Source organism: Actinomycetaceae bacterium MB13-C1-2, from assembly GCA_035621235.1.
In the GTDB taxonomy this organism is placed as follows: domain Bacteria; phylum Actinomycetota; class Actinomycetes; order Actinomycetales; family Actinomycetaceae; genus Scrofimicrobium.
On the sequence record CP141731.1, the window covers coordinates 283,730 to 306,644 of the forward strand.

At 56.9% G+C, this 22,915-nt stretch carries 20 protein-coding genes and 1 tRNA gene; 5 read left to right on the plus strand and 16 right to left on the minus strand.

All coding sequences use genetic code 11. The annotated features are described in order from the left end of the window. Positions 1–12: 12 nt before the first annotated feature. Entirely contained in the window at positions 13–867 is an 855-nt protein-coding gene (locus tag U6G28_01105; protein WRS30322.1) for a MerR family transcriptional regulator, read from the minus strand. 788 nt (positions 868–1,655) lie between these two features. Between U6G28_01105 and U6G28_01110 the strand changes: the two genes are divergently transcribed. Both U6G28_01110 and U6G28_01115 read left to right on the plus strand, forming a co-directional pair. Further along, complete coding sequence (locus tag U6G28_01110; GenBank protein WRS30323.1) at positions 1,656–2,231, plus strand: helix-turn-helix domain-containing protein; 576 nt, start codon at positions 1,656–1,658, stop codon at positions 2,229–2,231. Positions 2,232–2,233: 2 nt separating this feature from the next. Next, positions 2,234–3,457 carry an MFS transporter gene (locus tag U6G28_01115; GenBank protein WRS30324.1) on the plus strand — a complete coding sequence of 408 codons (1,224 nt, stop codon included), beginning with the start codon at positions 2,234–2,236 and terminating at the stop codon, positions 3,455–3,457. A gap of 108 nt (positions 3,458–3,565) precedes the next feature. On the opposite strand, the gene U6G28_01120 is transcribed toward U6G28_01115, so the two are convergent. The 11 genes from U6G28_01120 to U6G28_01170 form a co-directional block, all read right to left on the minus strand. Further along, positions 3,566–4,564: an NAD-dependent epimerase/dehydratase family protein gene (locus tag U6G28_01120; GenBank protein ID WRS30325.1), complete on the minus strand. Its 999-nt coding sequence runs from the start codon at positions 4,562–4,564 to the stop codon at positions 3,566–3,568. Positions 4,565–4,582: 18 nt separating this feature from the next. Continuing rightward, positions 4,583–4,747: a hypothetical protein gene (locus U6G28_01125; protein ID WRS30326.1), complete on the minus strand. Its 165-nt coding sequence runs from the start codon at positions 4,745–4,747 to the stop codon at positions 4,583–4,585. A gap of 80 nt (positions 4,748–4,827) precedes the next feature. Next, positions 4,828–5,184, minus strand: coding sequence for a type II toxin-antitoxin system PemK/MazF family toxin (locus U6G28_01130; GenBank protein ID WRS30327.1), 357 nt, complete (start codon positions 5,182–5,184; stop codon positions 4,828–4,830). Next, the gene (locus tag U6G28_01135) at positions 5,150–5,344 is read right to left on the minus strand and encodes a hypothetical protein (GenBank protein ID WRS30328.1); all 195 of its coding nucleotides are present in this window, start codon (positions 5,342–5,344) and stop codon (positions 5,150–5,152) included. Before U6G28_01135 ends, U6G28_01130 begins: the two co-directional genes overlap by 35 nt. Before the next feature lie 754 nt (positions 5,345–6,098). After that, a complete protein-coding gene (locus U6G28_01140; GenBank protein WRS30329.1) occupies positions 6,099–6,596 on the minus strand; it encodes a GNAT family N-acetyltransferase in 498 nt (165 codons plus the stop codon). Between the two features lie 370 nt (positions 6,597–6,966). Further along, positions 6,967–7,797 carry an RIO1 family regulatory kinase/ATPase gene (locus tag U6G28_01145; protein ID WRS30330.1) on the minus strand — a complete coding sequence of 277 codons (831 nt, stop codon included), beginning with the start codon at positions 7,795–7,797 and terminating at the stop codon, positions 6,967–6,969. A gap of 300 nt (positions 7,798–8,097) precedes the next feature. Further along, positions 8,098–8,173: transfer RNA gene (locus tag U6G28_01150), tRNA-Arg, on the minus strand. A gap of 276 nt (positions 8,174–8,449) precedes the next feature. Continuing rightward, positions 8,450–9,379 carry a universal stress protein gene (locus tag U6G28_01155; protein ID WRS30331.1) on the minus strand — a complete coding sequence of 310 codons (930 nt, stop codon included), beginning with the start codon at positions 9,377–9,379 and terminating at the stop codon, positions 8,450–8,452. Positions 9,380–9,465: 86 nt separating this feature from the next. Then, a complete protein-coding gene (locus tag U6G28_01160) occupies positions 9,466–10,665 on the minus strand; it encodes a hypothetical protein (GenBank protein ID WRS30332.1) in 1,200 nt (399 codons plus the stop codon). Positions 10,666–10,891: 226 nt separating this feature from the next. Beyond that, the gene (gene fbaA, locus U6G28_01165) at positions 10,892–11,914 is read right to left on the minus strand and encodes a class II fructose-bisphosphate aldolase (GenBank protein WRS30333.1); all 1,023 of its coding nucleotides are present in this window, start codon (positions 11,912–11,914) and stop codon (positions 10,892–10,894) included. 81 nt (positions 11,915–11,995) lie between these two features. Continuing rightward, entirely contained in the window at positions 11,996–12,664 is a 669-nt protein-coding gene (locus tag U6G28_01170; protein ID WRS30334.1) for an RNA methyltransferase, read from the minus strand. Between the two features lie 133 nt (positions 12,665–12,797). Here U6G28_01170 and U6G28_01175 point away from each other — a divergent pair, with 133 nt between their 5' ends. Beyond that, positions 12,798–13,613 (plus strand): HAD-IIA family hydrolase, encoded by an 816-nt coding sequence (locus U6G28_01175; protein WRS30335.1) that lies wholly within the window; start codon positions 12,798–12,800, stop codon positions 13,611–13,613. A 264-nt stretch (positions 13,614–13,877) separates the two neighbouring features. On the opposite strand, the gene U6G28_01180 is transcribed toward U6G28_01175, so the two are convergent. Then, a complete protein-coding gene (locus tag U6G28_01180; protein ID WRS30336.1) occupies positions 13,878–14,732 on the minus strand; it encodes an SDR family oxidoreductase in 855 nt (284 codons plus the stop codon). A 221-nt stretch (positions 14,733–14,953) separates the two neighbouring features. Here U6G28_01180 and U6G28_01185 point away from each other — a divergent pair, with 221 nt between their 5' ends. Next, on the plus strand, positions 14,954–15,748 hold the full coding sequence (locus U6G28_01185) for an exodeoxyribonuclease III (protein WRS30337.1): 795 nt from the start codon (positions 14,954–14,956) through the stop codon (positions 15,746–15,748). Between the two features lie 62 nt (positions 15,749–15,810). Here the strand turns inward: U6G28_01185 and U6G28_01190 are convergent, their stop codons facing one another. Both U6G28_01190 and clpB read right to left on the minus strand, forming a co-directional pair. Next, positions 15,811–16,641, minus strand: coding sequence for a serine hydrolase domain-containing protein (locus U6G28_01190; GenBank protein ID WRS30338.1), 831 nt, complete (start codon positions 16,639–16,641; stop codon positions 15,811–15,813). A 9-nt stretch (positions 16,642–16,650) separates the two neighbouring features. Next, the gene (gene clpB, locus U6G28_01195; GenBank protein ID WRS30339.1) at positions 16,651–19,251 is read right to left on the minus strand and encodes an ATP-dependent chaperone ClpB; all 2,601 of its coding nucleotides are present in this window, start codon (positions 19,249–19,251) and stop codon (positions 16,651–16,653) included. Between the two features lie 257 nt (positions 19,252–19,508). On the opposite strand from clpB, the gene U6G28_01200 reads away from it, so the two are divergent. Further along, entirely contained in the window at positions 19,509–21,635 is a 2,127-nt protein-coding gene (locus tag U6G28_01200) for a prolyl oligopeptidase family serine peptidase (protein WRS30340.1), read from the plus strand. A 179-nt stretch (positions 21,636–21,814) separates the two neighbouring features. On the opposite strand, the gene U6G28_01205 is transcribed toward U6G28_01200, so the two are convergent. Further along, positions 21,815–22,822, minus strand: a complete 1,008-nt coding sequence (locus U6G28_01205; protein ID WRS30341.1) for a hypothetical protein — start codon at positions 22,820–22,822, stop codon at positions 21,815–21,817. Positions 22,823–22,915: the final 93 nt, after the last annotated feature.

A 22,915-nucleotide genomic window follows, 5' to 3' on the forward strand; every position in this document is an offset into this window, starting at 1 on the left:
TCGGCACCCCAATCAAGCCAGAGACCTCTCATTCTCCTCTTCTTTGAGAACCTCAGAGCACACCTCGGTCACGTAGTCATCCGGGCTCTTCGCAACCCCAGGGCCAACCGTGTAGATGTTGTACATCAGACCGGGAGCGAGATTATTCTGCGCGGCGAAAGACGCGAGAGCATCCGAAGCCGGCCCTATGACATCGTCGTAAGGCCCTTTTGCCGTAGTGCAAATGGCATCGTGGGCAGGGAACTCCTTGCACTGCAAAGGCGGCGGCACCTGGACAGGTTCAGTAACCTGCATCCAAATCTCTACGTCGCAGTCACTTTCCTTATAGTCAGGATCGTGAAAAATCGCCCCTCCCATACCAATCTGATCCCACCCGATTCCAGCCTGTGACAGCAGAGGCGAAATCTCGGCCCAGAGCATTCCCTCGGCCCCATAGTCGGGAATGATCTTCCTCAAACTCACAATCGTCATCGCCGGCACGGACTGTCGAATCACCTCAAAGCTCATGGCATCTTCTTTCGTTCTTTCAATGAGGCGATGTAGGGATTCCAGCTTCGCTGCCGCCTCGTCAGCTGCCAACTGAAGACGGTCACGGTGTGCGTTCAAGACCTGAAACATCACCTCAACAGAGTCAGACTGCAAGGCGACGATCATTTCCTCTATGGGCAACCCGACATCACGAAGTTCACGGATTTGCTGGGCTGGACGAAGTTGATCTGCACTGTAGTACCGATAACCGTTGAACGGATCAGTCCAAGTCGGCTCTAACAAAGAACGGTCCTGATAGTGGCGAAGCATCCGCACCGAAATGCGGGTCAGCCGTGAAAACTCGCCGATCTGCCAGAGGTCCTTGCCTGATTCGCTCATGCCCATAGTCAACTGTCTCACACAGTGAGAGAGTCAATATCGACTTTATTTATGTCAGGCTGATGCCGAATTTTGTCGATAACGAGGCACTCAGACGGAGAGCAATGCTCATGCCAATTTGTCATAGCTATGTTTCTCAGCCCGGCCTACGACAAATTCTAGTCGCATCATTGGACGTAACTCCCGCTCAGCGGAAGTCATCATGATTCTTGATGCCACTCAAGTTGGCTGTTCACCGAGAAATATCTCGATGCGCCTATAGAGATTGGAGTCGCACCAATTTCCGATTACTTTCAGATGCTTCGGAGCAGACCCTACGCACTCAAGAACGCGTACCTAGGGTCAACACAGTACCTCCTGGAGCAGAACAGGAATGGCCACGGAGAACGCTCCTCTCGCGCTGGAGTTACAGCCAACGCCGTCCGCCTTGATCGCAGCACGGAGAAAGGACCGAACTTGCTCCTGGTCCGAAACAGTCAGCGCGAAGTGAAACGGCTTGGGCCCTGGGTCGAGGGTGAACCAGAGGTCCCCACCCTGTTACTGGACGTTGAAGTCGGGATTCCTATAGAGAAGACTCCTTTGTTGAACTCAAGAATTACTCGATGTCCGGGTGGTGCAAGGGTATCGGGCGGGCACGGAGTACCCGCCCAACTGGCTCATCACAGTTGGAGAAACTGGGAAAAGTAGGGTTTATGGCGCCACTCTGGCAGATATCTAGATTATCGGAACTCTTCACGATATTCACAATAGTTCTTGTACAATAACTGTTGTGTGTATACGCTATCGATATGAGTGAAGAACAGAGGACCTCGATTCACCTTGATACTCCGTCAGCGCTTAGGGCGATGGCGCACCCCCTACGACTTCGTATCATCGGGAGCTTGAGGTCTGATGGGCCCCAAACGGTCGGGGAACTTAGCGAGAAGTTGGATGCCGCCCCCGGCTCCATTAGCTACCACCTGAACACCCTGCAGAAACATGACTTCGTTGAGTTGGCCCCAGAGTTGGCACGCGATCGCCGGGAAAGTTGGTGGAGAGCCTCGTCCGAGGCAACCACGTTCGAACCTGCGGAAATGCAGGCCGATCCCGAAAGTCGTGTGGCCGGGAGGCTCCTCCGTCAGACAATCGTTCAGCGCCATGCAGCAGAACAGATCACCTATCTCGAAACCGAGGAAACCCTGCCACCTGACTGGATCGCGGCCTCAACCATGGGGGACGATGTCATATGGCTCACCGCCTCTGAACTCAAACAACTCGGCGCTGAACTCAATGAGTTGGTTTCAAAATGGCAGTCCAAGGGAAACAGAGATCGCGAAGGCACCGCCCCAACGCATGTCCTCTATACGGCGTACCGCAGACCCTAACTATGAGTGGTTCCGGTGATCGGAAGAAGCTCCCAATTGTGGCCTTGTTGTCCGCTGACGGTATCTCTCGCTTTGGCAACTCGGTCACCACGGTTGCGGTCCCTCTGATTGCGTTACAGATTGCCGATACACCTCTCGCGACGGCGGCGGCGGGCGTTGCAGCAACGCTTCCGCTGATGCTTGGAGGTTTGATCGGCGGAGTCTTTGTGGATCGACTCGGATTCCGGAGGGCGAGCATCGTCGCAGATATCGCGAGCGGCGTGACTGTTCTAGTGGTTCCTTTGCTGGCCTCTCTTAATTCTCTGCCACTCTGGTCGCTTCTGGTCCTGGTATTTCTCTCAAACATGCTCGATGCCCCGGGGTCTGCCGCCAGATCAAGTCAGATTCCGGAACTCTCTGAGCGCGCGGAGTTTCCGCTTTCTAAAGTAGTGGCGTTCCAGTCCACAGTTTCCCGCACTGCCACCATGCTCGGCGCGGGACTGGCAGGCCTGCTGATTGCATTACTGGGCCCCGCTCCAGCCATGTACGTCAACGCCGGCGCATTCGCAGTGGCTGTCTTGATAACGGTTATCTTCGTCCCTTCCGTGGAGATTCTGGAGCCTGACGGAATCGATGGTCAATCAGAACTCGGATGGAAGGCAATGACTGCCGGAGTTCGTTTTGTAGTTGGCACGCCATTGGTGCGCGCGGTCGTGATCATGGTGTTCATAACTAATGCGATTGATGTCGCCGGGATGACAGTGTTCAAACCGCTTTACGCCCAAACGCTCGGAAACAATGGGGCCGAGCTTGGAGTCATGGTGGCGTGTATGTCTGCGGGCGCTTTGGTTGGTGCAGGGCTGTACGGCATTGTGGGCGATCGCGTACCTCGTCACGCGCTGTTCGTCATCTTGTTTCTGTTGGCAGGCGGTCCACCCTTTTTGACGATGGCACTCAACCCTCCTTTCCCTGTTGTTGCGGTTGTGCTCTTCATGTCGGGCGTTGCTGCGGGCCCGCTAAACCCGCTCATTGATTCAGCACTCTTTAGGCTGACACCACCTCCTATACGGGCACGAGTCCTTGCTTCAATAACGGCTGGCGTAACTGCGGCCATGCCACTTGGAAGTCTCTTGGGAGGACTCGGGGTTCAGCGGTTCGGTCTTACAACATCGCTACTCGCTGCGGCCGCAGCATATCTGGTTGCGGTTCTCACCACCGGCTTTGGTGAACGCTGGAAAGGGTTCTGAGTAGGCTGATGCGATTGCTCTTTCGAGTGACCGCATTCGCGTCTAGGCCGGGGTCCAAAATGCACGAGGGATCCGCTAACCAACCGCTTCCAACGCGGCCAAAGCCCGTTATGACGAGGGGCACCCATTCTCAGCCCGATAATCAAGTAGCTGGCGCAGTCGACGTTCCTCCTCGTCAGTCAGTCCGGCTACGCGAGGACGGTCACGGTTCTCCTCATACTGCAGCGCCGAGGCGAGCGTTTCCCTGAGGGGGCGCAACGTCAGGCCGCGTTCCTTCGCGGACGAGGAATCAAGTGTTGCCACGTATCGGTAGTCCGGGTCGTCTACCCAAAGCGGTAAAGACTTAGACCCCATCCACGGGGACACTCCAGCGGCACTCAGAGCATCATTGCTCACCACGCGCGGGACAGCACTGCTTGAGGCGACTTCCTTGGAAAGGTCGATCACCTCGAACAGTTCCGCAGTGTCTCCCGCCGCGTTGAACGTCCCCCTGGCACGGGTTTCCGCACAGTGAATGATCCATACCGCAAGGTCCTCACCGTCAATAAGAGCTACTGGGAAAGTGAGGTCCGGGACCAGCACATCATTGCCAGTTGGATGGGCGAATCGCCAGGGATAGTAGCCGCTACGCCCGGTGTGATCCTCGTTCCCACCAATCAATCCTGGCCGGATAATGGTGCACGAGGGGCTACTCTCGCGATAGATACCCTCGCACGCCACCTTGGCACTGCCGTACTGGGTCATGTCTGCCATAAAGTCAGCGTCGAGAGGATCAAGTAACGGCGCGGACTCGTCCTGTTCCAGAATGTCGCCTCGACTGTAAACACTGCTTGTCGAAATGAAGATCCAGTGTTCTGTGTTCAGGTCACTAACAGCTCGCTTGGCGTGAATCGGATGGCGTGCCAGGTCGATGACGGTATCCCAGCGTTCTTCCGAAACGGGTAACAACGCGTTCTCCCCGTCACGGTCGGCCTGGACAAACTGGACTCCATCAACCAGCCGCCCATTGCCGCGGGCGAGGCACACGACCTTGTGACCGCGCCCCAAGGCAGTGGACGCGATGGCTCGCCCAAGGAAACCGGTGCCGCCAAGCAGAAGAATTCGCATGGCACTACTGTCGCACGACTATCTGTCGTCAGCTATCTCCGTTTTCAAGTAGCCAAAGCCGCCTGCAAGCAATGCGAGTCGGCTCAAATTCAGTTCTGACGTATGGTCTCTGCTGAACACGACGACGGCCCCCGAAAGACCAAGGAAGATTGCATGCTTTAGTGCTCGACTCAACGAGTTCATGAAATTTCTCCTCACCTCGTCTCCACAAATCGGACGTTAGCTCAGAGAGACGAAAACTGCGACGGCATCTTGTGGCGACTCTACGCATCGATGATGGTGGCGATAGTGTCTCTGATCTGCCGTAGTACCACCGCTCCAACGTTGCCCAACTGCTGGCCGACACGCAACACCGCAACGGAGCGAATGTGCTGACACTGGGCAGCAGAAACAGCGGTGAGTCCATTGAGAGAATCCGGAGAAACAACAACCTCCGCACCACTTTCCCGGACAGTCCGCGTCAGCGGAACAACCTGAATAACATTCGGGCCGCCACGAAGTATCCGTTCGGCAGTGACCACGACTGCTGGTCTACTCAGTCCCGCTTCGGATCCGCTAGGGCTACCTAGGTCAAGTTCAACCACATCACCCGGCGTCAGCATCCAGCCACTCCAACTCATCGTCTCTCAAAGGGGCGGCAAGATCGATCCCGATTGCTTCTTGTTCAAGTAGACGGACCGCGCGATCAACCGTGGCCGTGACAGTTTGACCGAGGCGAGCCGCCAGGTCGTTAACAGCGTCCCTGGTGGACGTGGAAACCCTAATTGTCGTAGTGCTCATAGCTCAACCGTACCGGTTGTAGACATATCCGTCTACAAGGCGACCTCAACCAGCCAGTTGGCCCGACCATCGTTGTCACCATGTCTGATTACAGTTTCGATGCCTTGGTACCCGGTTCAGCGCGTCTTTTCTCTGAATGTACGAGGGATCTTGCAACAAGACCTGGAAAGACCGCGGAAACTCAACACGGCAAGGAAACTCGGCCAACAGCAACTTGTCATAGTCCTATTTCTCAGAGCCGGCTACGACAAATTAGCTTCGCGAACTCCCACTAAGAGCTCAACGTGTGCTTCTTAGCGAAATCTTCAAACATGATGTCCCAGAATCCTTGACTCCAGACTCGTACCCTTGGTCGGGCCGACTCAGTCTCAATCGGCTCAAGATCTGCAAGCTAGAACTTGGCAGAATAACCACTACCATCTATCACTACAAGATCGGAAATCGTCGATTCGTCGGAGCGTACCCCTACCCCCACTGAGCGGGATAGATAGGCCTTATGCGGGATAAGAGTCGTCATCGAGACTAGGAACTGGCCGTCACGTCCAAGCGGACGATATCCAGAGCCCAATCGAACACTGGAACTCAAAAGGACTCGCTACAGTTGATCAGAGGTTGCTTGAGCTTTCGCCTACGCTAATCGCGATGCGTACCTGTCAAAAGCGGAAGTGCCGACATCGTGTTCCCTCCGGCACCCCACGGAACACGACAGGAATAGCCCATGAACGATGTCACTCCTCTCGTACAAGAGTTACAGTCAATTCCTAACGAATAGAACGCCCTCTCCCCCATCGAATTCGACTCCCGCAAAAGATGCGCCGCGCGAAACCTCGCTGAAACCAAGCCCCTTGTGAAGCGCTATTGACGGCGCGTTATTGGCATTGACGATGCTGAAGATCAGGGATCCTGAATCGGACCCACTAACTGCCTCGATTACGGATTGCATCAGCTTCGATGCAATCCGTATTCTTCTGAAGCCTGGAACAACGGCCAGTCCGGAGATTAGCCATTCCGGATCCTCACCCTCGCGAATCGAGACTCTCTGAGCGCCGCACCATCCAATGGTCGCCCCATCCACCTCTGCGACGAGGAATATTGGAAGTTTCTCGATTGATCTGAGCGCATTGCCCATATGGTCGTCGGCAGTCCCACCCCTACTTGCCATCACTGCCGCGAGACCCTCGACATCTCTGAGAAACGCCCTCCTAATCTGAAGCAAAGGCTCTCTGTCTGGAGAAGGCAGAGTCTGACCCATCAAAACTCCTCCCTCTAGTTGTTTCGCATGTATCTGAATCGATGAGTTCTCAAACAACAGTGTCAAGAGCGAACCCATCCCATGCCTCCGGGAATACGGCGCCTACTCCCTGGGTAGTCCAATCAACCTCACTAGGCCTCGTCGTTGTGACGGCCATTAGCACTATACCGATTACTCGCCACTTGGGAGGCCTCGGGGTTCAGCGGTTCGGTCTTACAACATCGCTACTCGCTGCGGCCGCAGCATATCTGGTTGCGGTTCTCACCACCGGCTTCGGTGAACGCTGGAAAGGGTTCTGACCCGAATAAAGAACGGGCTGCTAGGCGACCTTTGCCGAGGACCGAAAACTCAGACAAGAGCGTTCCGTGAGTCAGGACCACATCTCCCCTACGACTTCGGCGAATAGAGCGTCGGAGTCTACTTCCATGCCCTTCCGCTCGAACCAGTTCGTCACGTTCTCCACATCCCGTTGCAGCAGGGCCATTCCCTGTTGATTCTTAGTCGCGTCGACCATCTGGGGCAGATCGATCACGACAATTCGTTCCCCGTCATCAAGCAGGTTGTATGCAGACAAGTCCCCATGGACGTAGCCCATTCGCGCGAATGCTTTGAAGATCGACGTGACCTGGTGATAAGCGTCCGCCAGTTCCGGTCCTCTGCGCCGCGTTTGAGCCAAACGCGGTGCGGCCTCTTTCCCGTTACCGATGAACTCCATCAGAATTTCGGTTCCATTCACCTGAACTGGGTATGGGACAGGAACTCCCGCCTCATACGCTTCGGCCAGGGCCCGGAACTCGTTGAAAGCCCAGTGCCCGTCGGCCGCCAACAGACCATATTGGGTTTTCTTCTTGATCGCTCGCGCCTCGCGCTTATCAACGACGGCACGACCCTCGATATAGACGGCAGGGCGGTGAAAGTCTCGCCGGGCTGATCCGAGAAACCGCTTGGCGGCCAGCAAACAACCAGTTTTTCCTGGTACAGCGCGTTCAATCAAGTAGACCGAGGCCTCTTTCCCCGATTTGATGACACCAAGTTCGGTGTCGAACGCGGCGCTGTCCGTGACCACCCAGTCTGGGTGGGGACGAGGGCCACGCTGAGTAGGTACTACGTCGAGCCAGGTGGACCACCGTTGATCGGGACCAGGTTCGACGAGTAGATCAGAAGGATCAGAAAATGATGTGCCAGTGTGCACGAATGACATGGAAACACTCCAGAGTCAGGAGGTTGCCAAATGTAAGTTAGCTAAAGACAACCTCAGAGATACAAGAAGTAACAGGACGCAACTCAAAAACAGTCATGACAACCCCTCCTTCTATCTCGATCTGAAGCACTTACTATGACGAGACATTCGTCACCAACTCAGGCGGACGTCTGACTCGCTTAACGCTATCCACCACTCAGACCTGAGTTTGGGTATTCCTCTGGGTATTATAGCCCCTCGGGTCGGTCGATAAGAGCGGGATTCACACGACTCACGCATAGATTTTCGCGTCATTTCAGATGGTGCCCCCGATACGATTCGAACGTACGACACCCGCTTTAGGAGAGCGGTGCTCTATCCCCTGAGCTACGAGGGCAGGGATTGATCCGGCACCCAGATTACCATCGTCATGCGGTCACTCCGACGACGGAATCGACAACTGACCGTGTCATCCGACACCCCTCTTGACCCCGTCAGCTGCCCTCAGTGAGCGAAGTACGATCGAAGCTCTGCCTCCCGGCCATGACTTAGTCCGAGCCCGATGACTCGTAGTAATAGGTTCGACTAAACGGAACCGCCTCGGTCAGCAACTCCTCCGAAATCACTCCAGACAGCGTCGCCAACCAACTCATCGGGCAAGCCCGGTATGGTTTCAGCGGCGCTCCCAAGACTGACTAGGTCCGCGGCGCCTATCTCGATGACGGGAAGGCACCGTCATCACGGGACAAGTCGAGTGGTGAAGCACGGCCTGCGAAGTCGACCCAAGTAGCATTCCGGCGAAGCCGCCTCGCCCCCGCGTCCCTACAACGACCAGGTCAACCGCCGTTGAAAACTCAGTCAGAAGAGCGGCAGGGCTACCATCCAGCGCGTGACGCGATGTCCGAACCTCGCGGTCGCCCTTTGCCTTAGCGATACTCACGTCCATGGAAGCGCGAATATCATCTATCAACTCCTCGTGGTTCACCGGGGCTGGAATCCACGACAGGCCCGATGCGCCGGGCGAAGCGATTGGGACTGCGGCAACAACAGTCAGATCCGCATCCCAGATGACGGCCTCATCAACCGCCTTTTCGAGGGCGGTTGAGGCAACCTCCGACCCATCAACACCAACCACGATTCGATGAACCGGCGTGAAAGGCTGTCCGGAAGTATGTTGAGGAACCACCACTACCGGACACCGCGAGTAGGCAGGTAACGCCGATGACACCGAGCCCAAAAGACGATCCGCAAACCCGCTTCCACCCCGGGAGCCAATCACGATCAGGTCGCACTCATTTGAGAGTTCCGTCAGGACGCTTGCCGGATCACCCACCTCCACCTGGACGAGCACTTCAAGATCCCTGTCCGCCAAAGCATCCGCCGCCTCATCCACGACGCGCTGCGCGCTGTCCTGCAGCGCCCGATCGTCAAGAACGGAAAGTCCTCCGTCCAGCGCAACCGACGAGTAGGACGCGATCGCATACGCACAGACGAGAGTAAGGGTGCCACCGCCCTTTTCGACACGGTCAGCCGCCCATCGCGCGGCGTTAATCGACTCCTCAGAACCGTCGACACCTACTAGAATTCTTGGCGCATGTTCCATTTCGACCCCCTATGGCCACTAACACTTATCTGTCTCCATTTTGCACCAAGTGGCACTGGTCACAAAAGCGAATGACCGAGGGACGTCTACGGCTGGTCCGTTTCCTGGTCCTCCTCACGCCGAGTTGCCTTGAGTCCCATGTATTTGGCTAGCGCATTTTGCGCGACAGAATCAAGCATCAGGACCGACCCAATGGCTGTCCCAATCTTGCCAGCGGTTGAGCGCGACCCATTTCTCTTCCGACCTAGGACCAGCAGAGCAAGTCCTCCTGCGGCTTCAAGAGCGGTTACCGCTGGAATCAGCCAGCTCTTGGAGGTGACAAGGTCCGTGTATCCATCCCAGAACCGTGAGCCTTCTTGCCGCTCATCGATCAGGATGTCAACACTTCTACCAATGGCGTTTGAGATTCCACGGGCACGATGGACCGTTGCTCCGGAGATCTGCTCAATGCTACGAGTCCCAAGCAGGAAGTCAGCCACGTCAGAGGGAAGTCCAAGCGCCGCAACTAGCTTGCGCACAGCAGCGGCACCCCGAACCTGAGTTGCCTCGAACGCGGCATCAGCATCAATTCCTGGAACGGCATCGTGGATTGCCTGGATCTCCGGGCGAGCACCGACCAGATTCTGCACCGAGTCTGGCACCTTCTCCCACCCCTGAGCACCAGCGACAATCAACTCTTTCATGCCCCAGTTGTAGGTAATGACGCTCTCTGGGTCATCCTCGGGCACCAGGAACGCCTGGAACTCATCCCCGTCCATGGTGAGTGTCACGACCGGCACATCACCAAAGTACCAACCGCCCCGATGGCTCGGCACAACCGATACCAGGAGGCGCTTCTCGTCTGGGAGATCTAGTTCTGCAATGTCTACGCCTTCAAATGCCGCCATAAGAGGAACTGCCGATGCAGGAGTATTGCCGATCTCGACTATCCGGGTCGGTATTCTCTCTTCGGGTTCCGAGTCATGTGACGCGTCGTCGGGTCCGCCTTCAGGGGTGGCATCGACAGTAACACCCCCGATCATCACCTCGACTTTTAGGTCATTCGCCAGTTCGCCGACTAGCTCCTCAAGGGCCGGCCCAGGGTGGAACACGCGACCGCGCTTGGCTAGGGTTGCTACCTTATCGCCGTCGCTCGCGACCCGAATCCCCACCAGTTGCGGGGTCTTCTCGTACCACTCGAGTTCAGCAACCACCGAACGATCAACCAGCGCCTGTGCCAGCTTCATCGGATCAAGGTCAGATCCGATCACCATTCCCTCAACCCTGGTCCATTCAACGTCGGTCATTGGTTTCCCCTCTCGGCCCCAGCGCCACCACTCACTTGTTTCAATTGAACTACGTCCAGTCTGCATTGGAAACCAGAAAATGTCCCGCTTCCATGCAAAACAGAATTGCAAAGCGCCGATTCGCTCTCAGATGAATGGACCTAGACCATCATCCAATAAACGAATCGGCGCCCGCCTGATTCAGAACCTGCGCTCACGAACCATGTCCGCTGCGCCAGTCCTTTCGCTACATCTTCTGGCCAGCAGAACCCAACTGCTGTGCGGCCTCAAGGATACGAGCGGCCATGCCGGCCTCCGCAGCCTTGCCCCATGCGCGCGGGTCGTACATCTTCTTGTTGCCAACCTCGCCATCAATCTTGAGAACGCCCTCATAGTTTTCGTACATCCAGCCTGCGACCGGACGGGTGAACGCGTACTGGGTGTCGGTGTCGATGTTCATCTTGATGACACCGTTGGCAACAGCGGTGGCAATCTCTTCGGCGCTTGAGCCGGAACCGCCGTGCATAACCAGATCGAAGGGGCGATCGCCTGCGTCAAACTTTGCGCCAACCTCTACCTGAATCTCACCGAGCAGCTCAGGGCGAAGCTTCACGTGCCCTGGCTTGTAGACACCGTGAACGTTTCCGAAGGTCAGGGCGGTCATGTAGCGACCGTTCTCACCAAGTCCAAGAGCCTCGACAGTCTTGATGCCGTCTTCACTGGTGGTGTATAGCTTCTCGTTGATTTCGCCGACTACGCCGTCTTCTTCGCCACCGACAACGCCGATCTCAACTTCAAGAACGGTGTCCGCGGCAACCGACATCGGCAGTAGTTTCTGAGCGATCTCAAGGTTCTCTGCCAACGGCACAGCCGAGCCGTCCCACATGTGCGACTGATAGAAGGGAAGGCGTCCCACCTTGACCTCTTCTGCCTCAATCTCAAGGAGCGGAATGACCCACGAGTCCAGGTTGCCCTTCGAGCAGTGATCCGTGTGCAGTGCGACGGTCACCGGGTAGTTCTTAGCGACCTCGCGAGCGTAAGCGGCCATAGCCAGTGAGCCAGCAACACGATCCTTGATGGTCGAACCTGACCAGTACTCAGCGCCACCCACGGAAACCTGAATAATGCCATCCGACTCCGCTTCTGCGAAGCCCTGAAGCGCAGCAGTCAGAGTCTGTGAGGAGGTGACGTTGACGGCCGGGTACGCGAAGCGGTTCTTCTTCGCTCGGTCAAGCATCTCTTTGTAGACTTCTGGGGTTGCAATCGCCACTAGTTACCTCCTGATTTGCGGCGCGCAGACTGGCGCGTCGATTTTTGTCCGTGCTCTTTATTCTTCCATACTTGGGGCCATTTAATCAGGGACCCTTGGGCCATCAAGCGGTGGGTTTTGCAGGGTCCAAGCCCACATTGCAATCGCTGCCGCATGACCGACGTTCAACGAACGAGTCGAGCCGTACTGGCTTATGTGAAGCACCTTGTCGCAGACCTTGAGCATCTGCTCACTCAACCCCGCGCCTTCCTCTCCGAATACCAGTACTGCCGCACGAGGAAGTGTCGCCGATTCCAGGGGTGAAGAACCCGGTAGGTTGTCGATTCCTACGATTGAGAGGCCTCTTCCAACTACCTCATCCACGAAATCCTCGACGTCCGGGTGGTGATCAACGTCCATGTATCGATCTGTCACCATCGCCCCTCGCCTGTTCCATCTGCGACGCCCCACGATATGTACCTTAGACGCCCCCAAAGCGTTTGCGGTTCGCACGATCGAACCGATGTTGAAATCGTGTCCGAGGTTCTCTATCGCCACCTCATACCCGAGCGATCTGACACTTATGTCTTCCTTGATGGCCTCACGCTTCCAGTACCGATATTTGTCCTCGACATTGCGGTAATCTCCCTCGACTAACAACTCCGTATCCCAGTGATCACCTTCCGGAAGCTGTCCTTCCCACGGTCCAACTCCGCGTCGCTCAGTGGCTTCCCGCGCCTCTTCATCGCGAAGTTGGCGATCACTTGCCACTTGGAGACTATTCACCGCAGTTTCGTCGAAGGAAGCGTTGTTGGCGACGTCGCTCACAGAAGAGACCTCAATTCGGGTGATTTGTAATTCAAAGGAGTTGTATAAGCCCCCGCACCACCCTAATGCTGTACGTATGACAAAAGAAGAAATGCTAATGACGACCAGCGGGGTCGCCGAACGTCCCATCGAAGCATGGATGACCGACATGGACGGCGTTCTTATTCGCGAGAATCGCGCTCTTCCCGGCGCGGAGGAGTTCCTCAACGTTCTCAAAGAGAAGGAACTGCCGTATCTGGTTCTTACGAACAATTCGATTTTTACTAATCGTGATCTCTCAGCACGCCTGGAGCGCTCCGGATTGGAAGTTCCGGAAGATCGGATCTGGACTTCCGCAAATGCGACTGCTTCCTTCCTTTCGCAGCAGTCCCCAGATTCCAGCGCCTTCGTTATTGGCGAGGCGGGCCTCATTACCGCCCTGCACAACGCCGGCTATGTTATGACGGATGTTGAGCCTGAGTATGTAGTGCTTGGAGAGACACGAAACTACGACTTCAACGCCCTTACCCACGCGATTCGACTTATTGAAAGCGGAGCTAAGTTCATAGCGACAAACCCGGATAAGACCGGACCTTCGGACGAGGGCACCCTTCCGGCCACGGGAGCGATTGCCGCGATGATCACCAAGGCGACGGGACGCAAGCCATACTTTGTGGGTAAGCCAAACCCGGTCATGATTCGAGCGGGACTGAACAAGATCGGCGCCCACTCCGAGAACACGGCGATGATCGGTGACCGCATGGACACAGACGTGCTTTCGGCCATTGAGTCAGGTCTTACCGCCTACCTGGTGCTGACGGGATCAACCAAGCTGGCTGACGTCTCAAAGTACCCATACCGCCCGAAGTACATCCGTGAGGACATTGGAGAGATCGCAAAGAACATCTTTTAGTACCTCACCCGGTGCGTCGGCAGCGGTCGTACACCCTACCGTGACGATCTCTGCGCGCTAAGCTTGCGGCCCTCGTACTCGCACGAGCGGCGCAGCCGCTAAGAGACAGTATCGCGCGCGGATCAGCCGGGTTGAGCGCTCGGATAATGGCGTCGCGTACCCCATACAAGGGGGCAAACGCCCAGTACTCGTGAGAGACAGTTGAGGGTGAGCCGATGCTGAGTGAGTCCGTCAGGAACAGCGCAGTACGAGTGAGGGACGGTTCTACATGTGTGGCAGTCTGCGGGTTACTGCCTTCACCAGCCCACTCGGCAATAGGCGCTGCGCAGAGCTTATGGCCTTGTAGCGTAGCGTCGGAACGAAGACAATCTTCCCTTCTTTTGCGGCTCTAAGGGACTGCCCGACCACCGTTGCTGGAGAACTCCACGCGATTGAAGGGGCCAGACCGTAGTCGGCACCGACTCTCTGGTGGAACTCTGTGCGCACCAACCCAGGCACGACAACCGTCACCTTTACCCCCGAGTCTCGGAGTTCTTCAGCAAGACCTTCAGAAAAGGATCGAACCCAGGCTTTGTGCGCTGAGTATGTTCCCATTCCCGAGTCGGCCGCAACCGAGCCGATATTGATAATGGCCCCTCGACCACGCTCCCGCATCGCGCGACCCGCCGCGTGGCATGTCCCCATAACGGCCCGGACCATCACGTCGAGCGCATAGTCCTCGCGTTCGAGGGTGTCGTCAAGGAACGGCTTGCCAAGGCCAAACCCTGCCGCATTGACCAGGAGTGTCACCGGAGGCGACTGTTCACGATCCTGTGATTTCGCTACAGAGTTCGCGCCATCGGCGATCCGCACGCTCAATCCCTCGTCTATCGTCTGCATCTGCTTTGAGCCATCGATCGACAAACGAGAACAAACTCGGGTGAGGTCTTCCTCGTCCGCCAGATCTGCGCGTAGCACCTCGACCCTTACTCCGTAGCGCTCGCGAAAATTGGTGGCTGCCGAACTAAGTCGTTCCTTGTCCCGCGCCACCAGCACCAGGTTGTTGCCTTGTGCCGCAAGTTGACGGCAGAACTCGAGCCCTATGCCGGAAGTTGCACCCGTTACTAATGCTGTTCCCATCTACACATCGTACGAGGTGGCATCTCGCGAGACCCACGCAGCAAAACAACGAACACCTATCGCGCAGACCCAGCACGCGCCGCAGAACCTCAACGGAATCATCGGTAATCCCACGCAAGCCCCTGCGCTAAACAGGACGGGTGAAGGGCGCCATCCCGAATTCGTCATGGAAGTGAAGAAGCGAATCGAGCTAATCATCGCTATCTGGGTAGGGTTGGAGCATGAGGATCGCAACCTGGAACATCAACTCCATCCGCACCCGAGTCGACCGAGTCGTCGCATTCCTGGACCGGGAAAACATCGACGTTCTGGCTCTTCAGGAAACCAAGTGTAAAGACGAACAATTCCCCTTGATGCCAATTGAGGCGGCGGGATACGAGGTAGTGGCGCACGGCCTTAACCAGTGGAACGGCGTCGCCGTGATCTCGCGTCTCCCGATTCTGAATACGCAGGTCGGGTTCCCGGGGCAACCAGGATTCCCCGAACCAGAGAATCTCGAGGCCCGCGCACTGGGAGTTACGGTTGAGGACAAGGACGGAACAGCCGTCACCAACTGGAGCCTCTACGTTCCGAATGGTCGCGAGATCGACAACCCGCACTACACGTACAAGCTCGCCTGGCTCGATGCCCTGGCAGACTATTCAGGCGAACAACTTCGTGAGAACCCACAGCTTCAGATGACGCTGATGGGCGACTGGAACATCGCGCCTCTGGACACTGATGTGTGGGATATCGGCTTCTTCGAGGGGCGCACTCACGTAACCCAGCCCGAGCGTGACGCATTCGCGAAATTCGCGAACGAAGGTTTCAAGGAGGTCACCCGGGATCTAGTGGATAACTACACCTACTGGGATTACCAGCAGTTACGCTTCCCAAAGAATGAGGGAATGCGAATCGACTACATCTATGCCTCTCCCGCGCTAGCCTCAAGAGTCCAGAGCGCGGCGATTGACCGCAACGAGCGCAAGGGAAAGGGTCCCTCAGATCACGTCCCGGTGATCATCGAAGTGAACTAATGCTCCGCGTTCCGCAATCTCCAATCAGATAGGGAGTGGTTTCGCCCGTGTAACACGGCGTGTCACTCCCCTATCTGATTGAAAAACCGAGCGAGTTTCGGCCAGTTCTCCTTGTGCCACTTTCCAAAGGGTTCTTCGCCCAGAAACACGGCGCCGATTCTCTGTTCTGGATCGACCCAGAGATAGGAGCCAGATACCCCGAAGTGGCCGAATGTCTTTGCGGACGTCCCGGGCGGAGTCCAGTGAGGTACCTTGTTGCCCTTGATCTCTAGGCCGAGCCCCCATGCGTTGTCCGGCTGTAGCCCGTATCCCGGAAGGGTTCCTCTCAGTCCCGGGTAGGCCACTGACGTCATCACCGCGAGAGTCTCTGGCGCGAAGAGTTGTGGGTCGAGGAACTCCTCAACCAGCAACGTCAGGTCCTCCGCAGTTCCGACTCCGGCCCGAGCAGGCGATCCGGGGATCTCTGTCGCTTGCAGCCCAAGGGGCTCATAAACCCGTGAGCGCATCCACTCCTCAAGAGGCGCTCCAACCGACTTCTCCAGGTGTCGCCCTAGAACTTCGAATCCCTGATTTGAGTAAATCCTCTTCTGTTCTGGAGCATCACGGAAGGAATCCCCGTCACCCTCAACGTCTAGGCCAGACGAATGCGACAGCAAGTGCCGGACGGTGTAGGGCTCATCGTGGCCCGTCCGGCGGCCTATCGGAGTATCCAGGCTCACCAGCCCTTCCTCAACCGCACGCATCGTCCCTAGCGACGTCAGGACTTTCGTCACCGACGCCAGCGGGAACACTCGGTCCAGTTCGCCTTGGCTCCACAAGACCCTTCCCGAGCCATCAACCGCTGCAATGGCATGCCGGAACGGCACGGGGTACTCGTCGGCTCGACCATTCATGAGGTACGCCTACTCGGGCCTCACTTCCAAGTGATCCCTGTCCTCCGCAACCTCAACCAAGACCGTCTGTCCGTCCTCAACTTCACCGCCCAGAATCAGCATCGCAAGCCGGTCACCAACCTCGGTCTGGACCAGTCGACGTAGAGGCCGTGCCCCATAGGCCGGATCGTATCCATGGTCTTCAAGCCAACGCCTAGCATCATCAGTCACCTTGAGGTCAATGCGACGCGAAGCAAGTCTCTTAGCCATCTGCTCGACTTGCAGATCGACAATCTTTCCAAGCTCATGCTTATCAAGGGGCCTAAACACCACAGTGTCATCAAGACGATTGAGAAACTCGGGCTTGAATGACTGACGCACAATCTGCATCACAGCTTCACGCTTTTCATCGTCCGTCATGTCCGGATCGATGAGGAACTGGGAACCTAGGTTCGAGGTAAGAATCAGGATGGTGTTGCGGAAATCGACGGTTCGTCCCTGACCGTCCGTGAGTCGCCCATCGTCGAGGACCTGCAGCAGGATGTTGAAAATTTCGGGGTGAGCCTTCTCGACCTCGTCCAAGAGAACCACCGAATAGGGGCGACGGCGAACCTCCTCAGTCAACTGACCGCCCTCGTCATATCCGACATAGCCAGGAGGGGCACCGACCAGCCGGGAAACCGAGTGCTTTTCTCCATACTCGCTCATATCGATACGGATCATTGAACGCTCATCGTCGAAGAGGAATTCAGCGAGCGACTTCGCTAGCTCCGTTTTGCCAACGCCGGTAGGTCCAAGGAACAAGAAGGAACCGGTCGGACGGTTCGGGTCCGCCACACCTGCACGCGAGCGACGAACAGCGTCTGAGACCACCTTCACGGCTTCTTCTTGTCCAATGAGGCGTTTACCGATCCATTCCTCCATGTCGAGGAGCTTTTCGGTCTCGCTCTGCATCATGCGCCCGGTCGGAATACCTGTCCAAGATTCGATCACCTCTGCGATCTCGGTCGGACCGACCTTCTCGGCAATCATGGGTTCATCTGCGGCTTCAGACTCCTCTACCTCGTCTAGTTCGGCCGCCGCAATTTGATCCTCAATCTCTGGGATGAGACCATTTTGGATTCTCCCAGCCTCGTCATATCGCCCATCACGCATCGCAACTTCGAACTGTGTCCGAAGCTCGTCAAGCTGAGCGCGCAAGTCACCAACCTTGTTACGGCCGGCCTTCTCGTTCTCCCAACGAGCGGTCAGAGCACTCAAGTCTTCGCCCTTGTTGGCGATTTCCTCACGTAGCCTGAACAGTCGGTCTGCGGTGGCTTCATCTGCCGAATCCGGATCAGATTCGGACAGATAGGTTTCTTCCATCTGAAGACGAGAAAGTTCGCGCTGCAGGGTATCGATTTCTTCGGGGCTGGAGTCAAGTTCCATGCGCAGCCGTGATGCGGCCTCGTCTATCAGGTCGATGGCCTTGTCTGGAAGCTGCCGACCAGGAATGTACCGATCCGAGAGTTCGGCAGCGGCTACAAGGGCGCCGTCCGAGATCGTCACCTTATGGTGCGCCTCGTACTTCGGGGCGATGCCACGCAAGATCGCAACGGTGTCCTCGACCGAGGGCTCGCCGACGTAAACCTGCTGGAAGCGGCGTTCGAGGGCCGGATCTTTCTCGATGTTCTCTCGGAACTCATCGAGAGTGGTGGCGCCAACCATACGGAGTTCACCACGAGCCAGCATTGGCTTAAGCATGTTCCCAGCATCCATCGATCCCTCGGACGCGCCCGCACCGACAACGGTGTGCATTTCGTCGATGAAGGTGATGATCTCGCCGTTCGAGTTCTTGATTTCGTCGAGGACAGCCTTGAGTCGTTCCTCAAACTCACCACGGTACTTTGCACCAGCAACCATTGATCCGAGATCTAGGCTGATCAGACGCTTGTTGCGTAGCGAGTCGGGAACGTCGCCCTCGACCATTCGCTGAGCCAGACCTTCAACTACGGCGGTCTTACCAACTCCGGCCTCACCGATAAGAACCGGATTGTTCTTTGTGCGCCTAGAAAGAACCTGCACCACACGCCTGATCTCGGAATCGCGCCCAATCACGGGGTCGAGCTTGCCTTCGCGTGCCATCTCAGTCAGGTCGCGTCCGTACTTCTTCAGAGCTTCAAAAGTGCCTTCTGGATCAACGGATGTAACTGGCTCTGGGCGTAGCTCATCAAGTTTCGCTTCCATCACATCGGGTGTTGCTCCGGAGGCACGAAGGATCTTCCCTGCCTCGGTATCGGAAGCCGCCAAAGCAATCAGTAGTTGCTCGGTGGACACGTAAGCGTCACCGCGAGCCTGGGACCGTTTCTCAGCATCAGTAATGACGTTCAGTAGGCCGCGAGAGGTCTGCGGCTGTGCAACCGACGACCCCGAGCTTGCTGGAAGGTCAACCAACGCCGTGCGAACCTGAGCTCCCACGTCACTTCGTTGCGCACCGACCGCTGCGAGTAGCGAGATGGCGATTCCCTCTGGTTGCTCAAGGAGAGCTTCGAGGAGATGAAGGGGTTCAACCGTCGGGTTGCCCGCAGCCGATGCCATTTGCACCGCCGAGCTGATCGCTTCCCTTGCTTTGTTGGTCAGTTCCATCGCCATCGAAAAGCCTCCTTCAATCCGAGAGACCCCGCTTCGAGTTCTCGGCCGAGCAAATCATTTCCGCATATAGTCTAGTTCGCCCCGCCGACAAATAACTCCCATGGACTCATCGAACGATCACCAACGATGATTTTTCTCCATAGCCACCGAAAACAGAACATTCCATCAACGACTAGGCCAGGTGTAAGTAGTGCAAGGCGCTATCCACGATAAAGGCTTGATTTGGCTCTTATTCCCCACAGTGTCAGAGTTTTGCTATGACTGATTCAATCAAGACCGACGACCACATGGACCGACTGTTCCCCGAATATCTCGAAGAGGTCACGGGAGATCAGGCTCTTACATGGGTGCGCGGGCGCAACGAACAAACCGAACGGTACCTAGCCAGTGACACCACAGGACAGGTAACTCCTAGCGGCAAGCCGATACCAACCCTTAAGGAACTAGAAGATCAGATCCTTGAGGTCTTGGATGACCCTGAGCGCATCCCGATGGTGGCGGTGCGCGGCGATCTCGCTTACAACTTTTGGACGGACGCGGACAATCCACGAGGACTGTGGCGCCGCCAACCGTTCGAGTCATACCTCGCCGGGGAGGATGCCTGGGAAACCTTGATTGACGTTGATGCCTTGTCCTCGTCGGAAGGCAAGTCTTGGGTCTGGCACGGAGCCAGTGTTCTCTATCCATCGTACGACCGCGCTCTGATTACCCTCTCAGACGGGGGTTCAGATGCCGACGAAACACGCGAGTTCGACCTTGAAACCCTCGACTGGGTTGAGGACGGCTTCTACCGCGGCGAGGCCAAAGGATCCCTCGGTTGGATCGACAGAGATCACTGTTGGTTTTCGCAACCCGACGGCCTCGATTCCACCTCGTCCTCGGGATACCCCCTAGAAGCACGTGTTGTGAGCCGTGGGCAGTCAGCAGATGAAGCGGAGTTAATCTTCAAGGGTGATGCCTCGTCCATGGGAGTCTGGGCGGCCAGCGGACGCGACCGTACAGGTCAGATACAGGCCATTGAAGAGGCTCTCGACTTCTATTCTTCGGCGCAGTACTTCGTGTCCGGAGGGATTGAGTCGATCAAATCGGGAGAGTTCAAACGTATCCCGGTTCCCGAATCGGCGCAGGCCAGCATCTGGAACCAGTGGACGATAGTGATGCTGCGCGATGACTGGTCAAGGCCTGAAGTCGGCGAAGAATGGCCTTCTGGCGCACTGCTGTCTCTACTCACCGACGAGTTCCTCAAAAATCCCGATACTGCGCCCGCAACACCCATGTTCTTGCCAACCGAGAATGAGGTGCTTGAGGGACTGGCGGCAACCGCAACCAAAGTGATGGTGACAAGCATCTGTGACGTGGTCCCTCGTATCACGGCCCTTGTTCCCAGCGACGATGGACGCTCATGGCACAAAGAACAGTTCAACACTCCTCCGACAGGCAATCCCTACGTCACCATCGAGGTTGCCGCCGTGACTCCGCTTGAGAATGACCGCTTGTGGGTCGTCACCACCGGCTATATAGAGCCAAGCACCCTTTGGCTGGTCGAAGAAGACGGAACCTGGCGACAGGTGCGTCAAGCTCCGAGCATGTACAACGCGGACGGAGTCGAAGTATCGCAGCACTTCGCCGAGTCAGAAGACGGTACCCGCATTCCCTACTTCCAGATCTCTAAACCGCAGAACGGACCAGCACCAACTCTTCTGTATGGTTATGGCGGATTCCAGGTCTCCCTCCTGCCCTCGTATGAGCCAGTAACGGGACGCGCATGGTTGGAGCACGGGGGCGTCTACGTTGTCGCCAATATTCGAGGAGGCGGCGAGTACGGACCCGAGTGGCACAAAGCTGCTCTACAAGAAAATCGGCATCGGGCTTACGAGGATTTTGCTGCGGTTGCGCGTGATTTGGTCCGTCGCGGCGTCACTACCGAACGGATGCTCGGGGCGGAGGGCGGCTCAAACGGCGGCCTGCTGATGGGCAACATGTACACCCAGTACCCGGAAGACTTCGGTGCGATCGTCTGCTCCGTACCCCTTCTGGACATGGGCCGATACCACACGCTATTAGCCGGAGCGTCGTGGATTGCCGAGTACGGAGACCCAGATGACCCAGAGCAGTGGGAGTTCATCAGATCGTTCAGTCCGGTCCACCTTTTCGAAGCTGAACGAGAATACCCATCGCTACTGCTAACCACCTCGACAAAGGATGACCGAGTGCACCCAGCGCATGCCAGAGCTCTTGGCTACCTTACGGAACACGCCGATAAGGACGCGCTCTACTTCGAGAACATCGAGGGCGGCCACGGCGGTGCCGCCGATAGTCGGCAGAGGGCTCATAACCGCGCCCTGTCATGGGAGTTCCTGTGGAGAAAGCTAACCGCGAACTGAGCGGAGGCGCACTGGCGCAGCATACCAAACGCGCCGCACAGCGAACGAGGGAGGAACGGGCCGCTGTGCGGCGATACCTCAACCAGATCATTAGCTTATCTGTGCGTGAAAGGCACCGGTAAGCCGGGAGCAACCCAGTTTATTGATCCGAACCCGCGCAAAGTAGCTCATCGCCCGAGCTAGTATGGACGACCCCGCAGGTACGCCTTCCGCGCCTGGTTACGCCGTACCAACCAGATTATGCCTCCGATGGTAAGTCCCAGACCAGCCAGCCCGACTACGGTTGCCCACACGATAGCTTGCACCGTCCCATCGACGATTTCGCCAAGAACTGTTCCATCGAGGACCATCAGTGCAGCCCCGGTCGGGACGCCTTCGCACTCAATGGTGTACTGGCCCTCAACTAGGCCGCGGCCCACGTAGGTCCCGCCGGACTCAACCTCGTAATACATCTCTGTAGCAGTTCCGGTGCTGTCCGTTGCCGTGCATGAGGTTGCCTCACCCGATAGCGGCAACACTGCAACCACTCCGGCCGGTCCCACGTTCATGACTCCACCATTGCTGGCCTGGAGTCCGCCCTCCATGAGTCGATCGGTGCCAACAGCATTTATCACCAGTGAGAAGAACAGGATCGGAGCGACGATGACCATCAGGAAGATTCCGCCAACTAGGGTTAGGATCGCTCCGGTGCGGCTGGGCATCTCTCCCGTCGGCGCAGGGTTTTGCCCCTGACTGTAGGGCGTGGGTGTTCCGTACTGACCCTGAGGATACTGATCTTGTGACGGATACTGTCCGCCGTAGTACGGCCCCTGCCGTGGCGGGTAGGAGTTCTGTCCCGGGTAAGGTCCCTGTTGACTCTGACCACCTGGTTGACCGTACTGACCGGGAGGAAACTGTCCCCCGGACGCACCAGGTTGTCCATTGCTTCCAAGCTCTCCGTACACGGGCCAGGGACTATCTGGAACGTCCGGTGCCGCACCATTATTCTGACCACCGGGAGACCATGTCTCAGAACGCTGCCCGAACTGCGGAGCGCCGGGAACCTGGCTATTAGGCGGGCCGTCTGGCTTGGGAGTCCAGTTTTCAGAGCGCTGCCCGAACTGCGGAGCACCAGCGGCCTCGGGCGGAGTCGGCTCGCCACTTGCCTCGGGAGGCCCATAGGGATTGGCTGGGTCGTTACCGCTCATCGTCTCTCCTGATCTCAGTCAGCATTTCGTAGTTGATTCAGTTTTGGAGTCTAACGTTCTGACCCTTCTAGCTACAGTCTAGAACGGACCCTC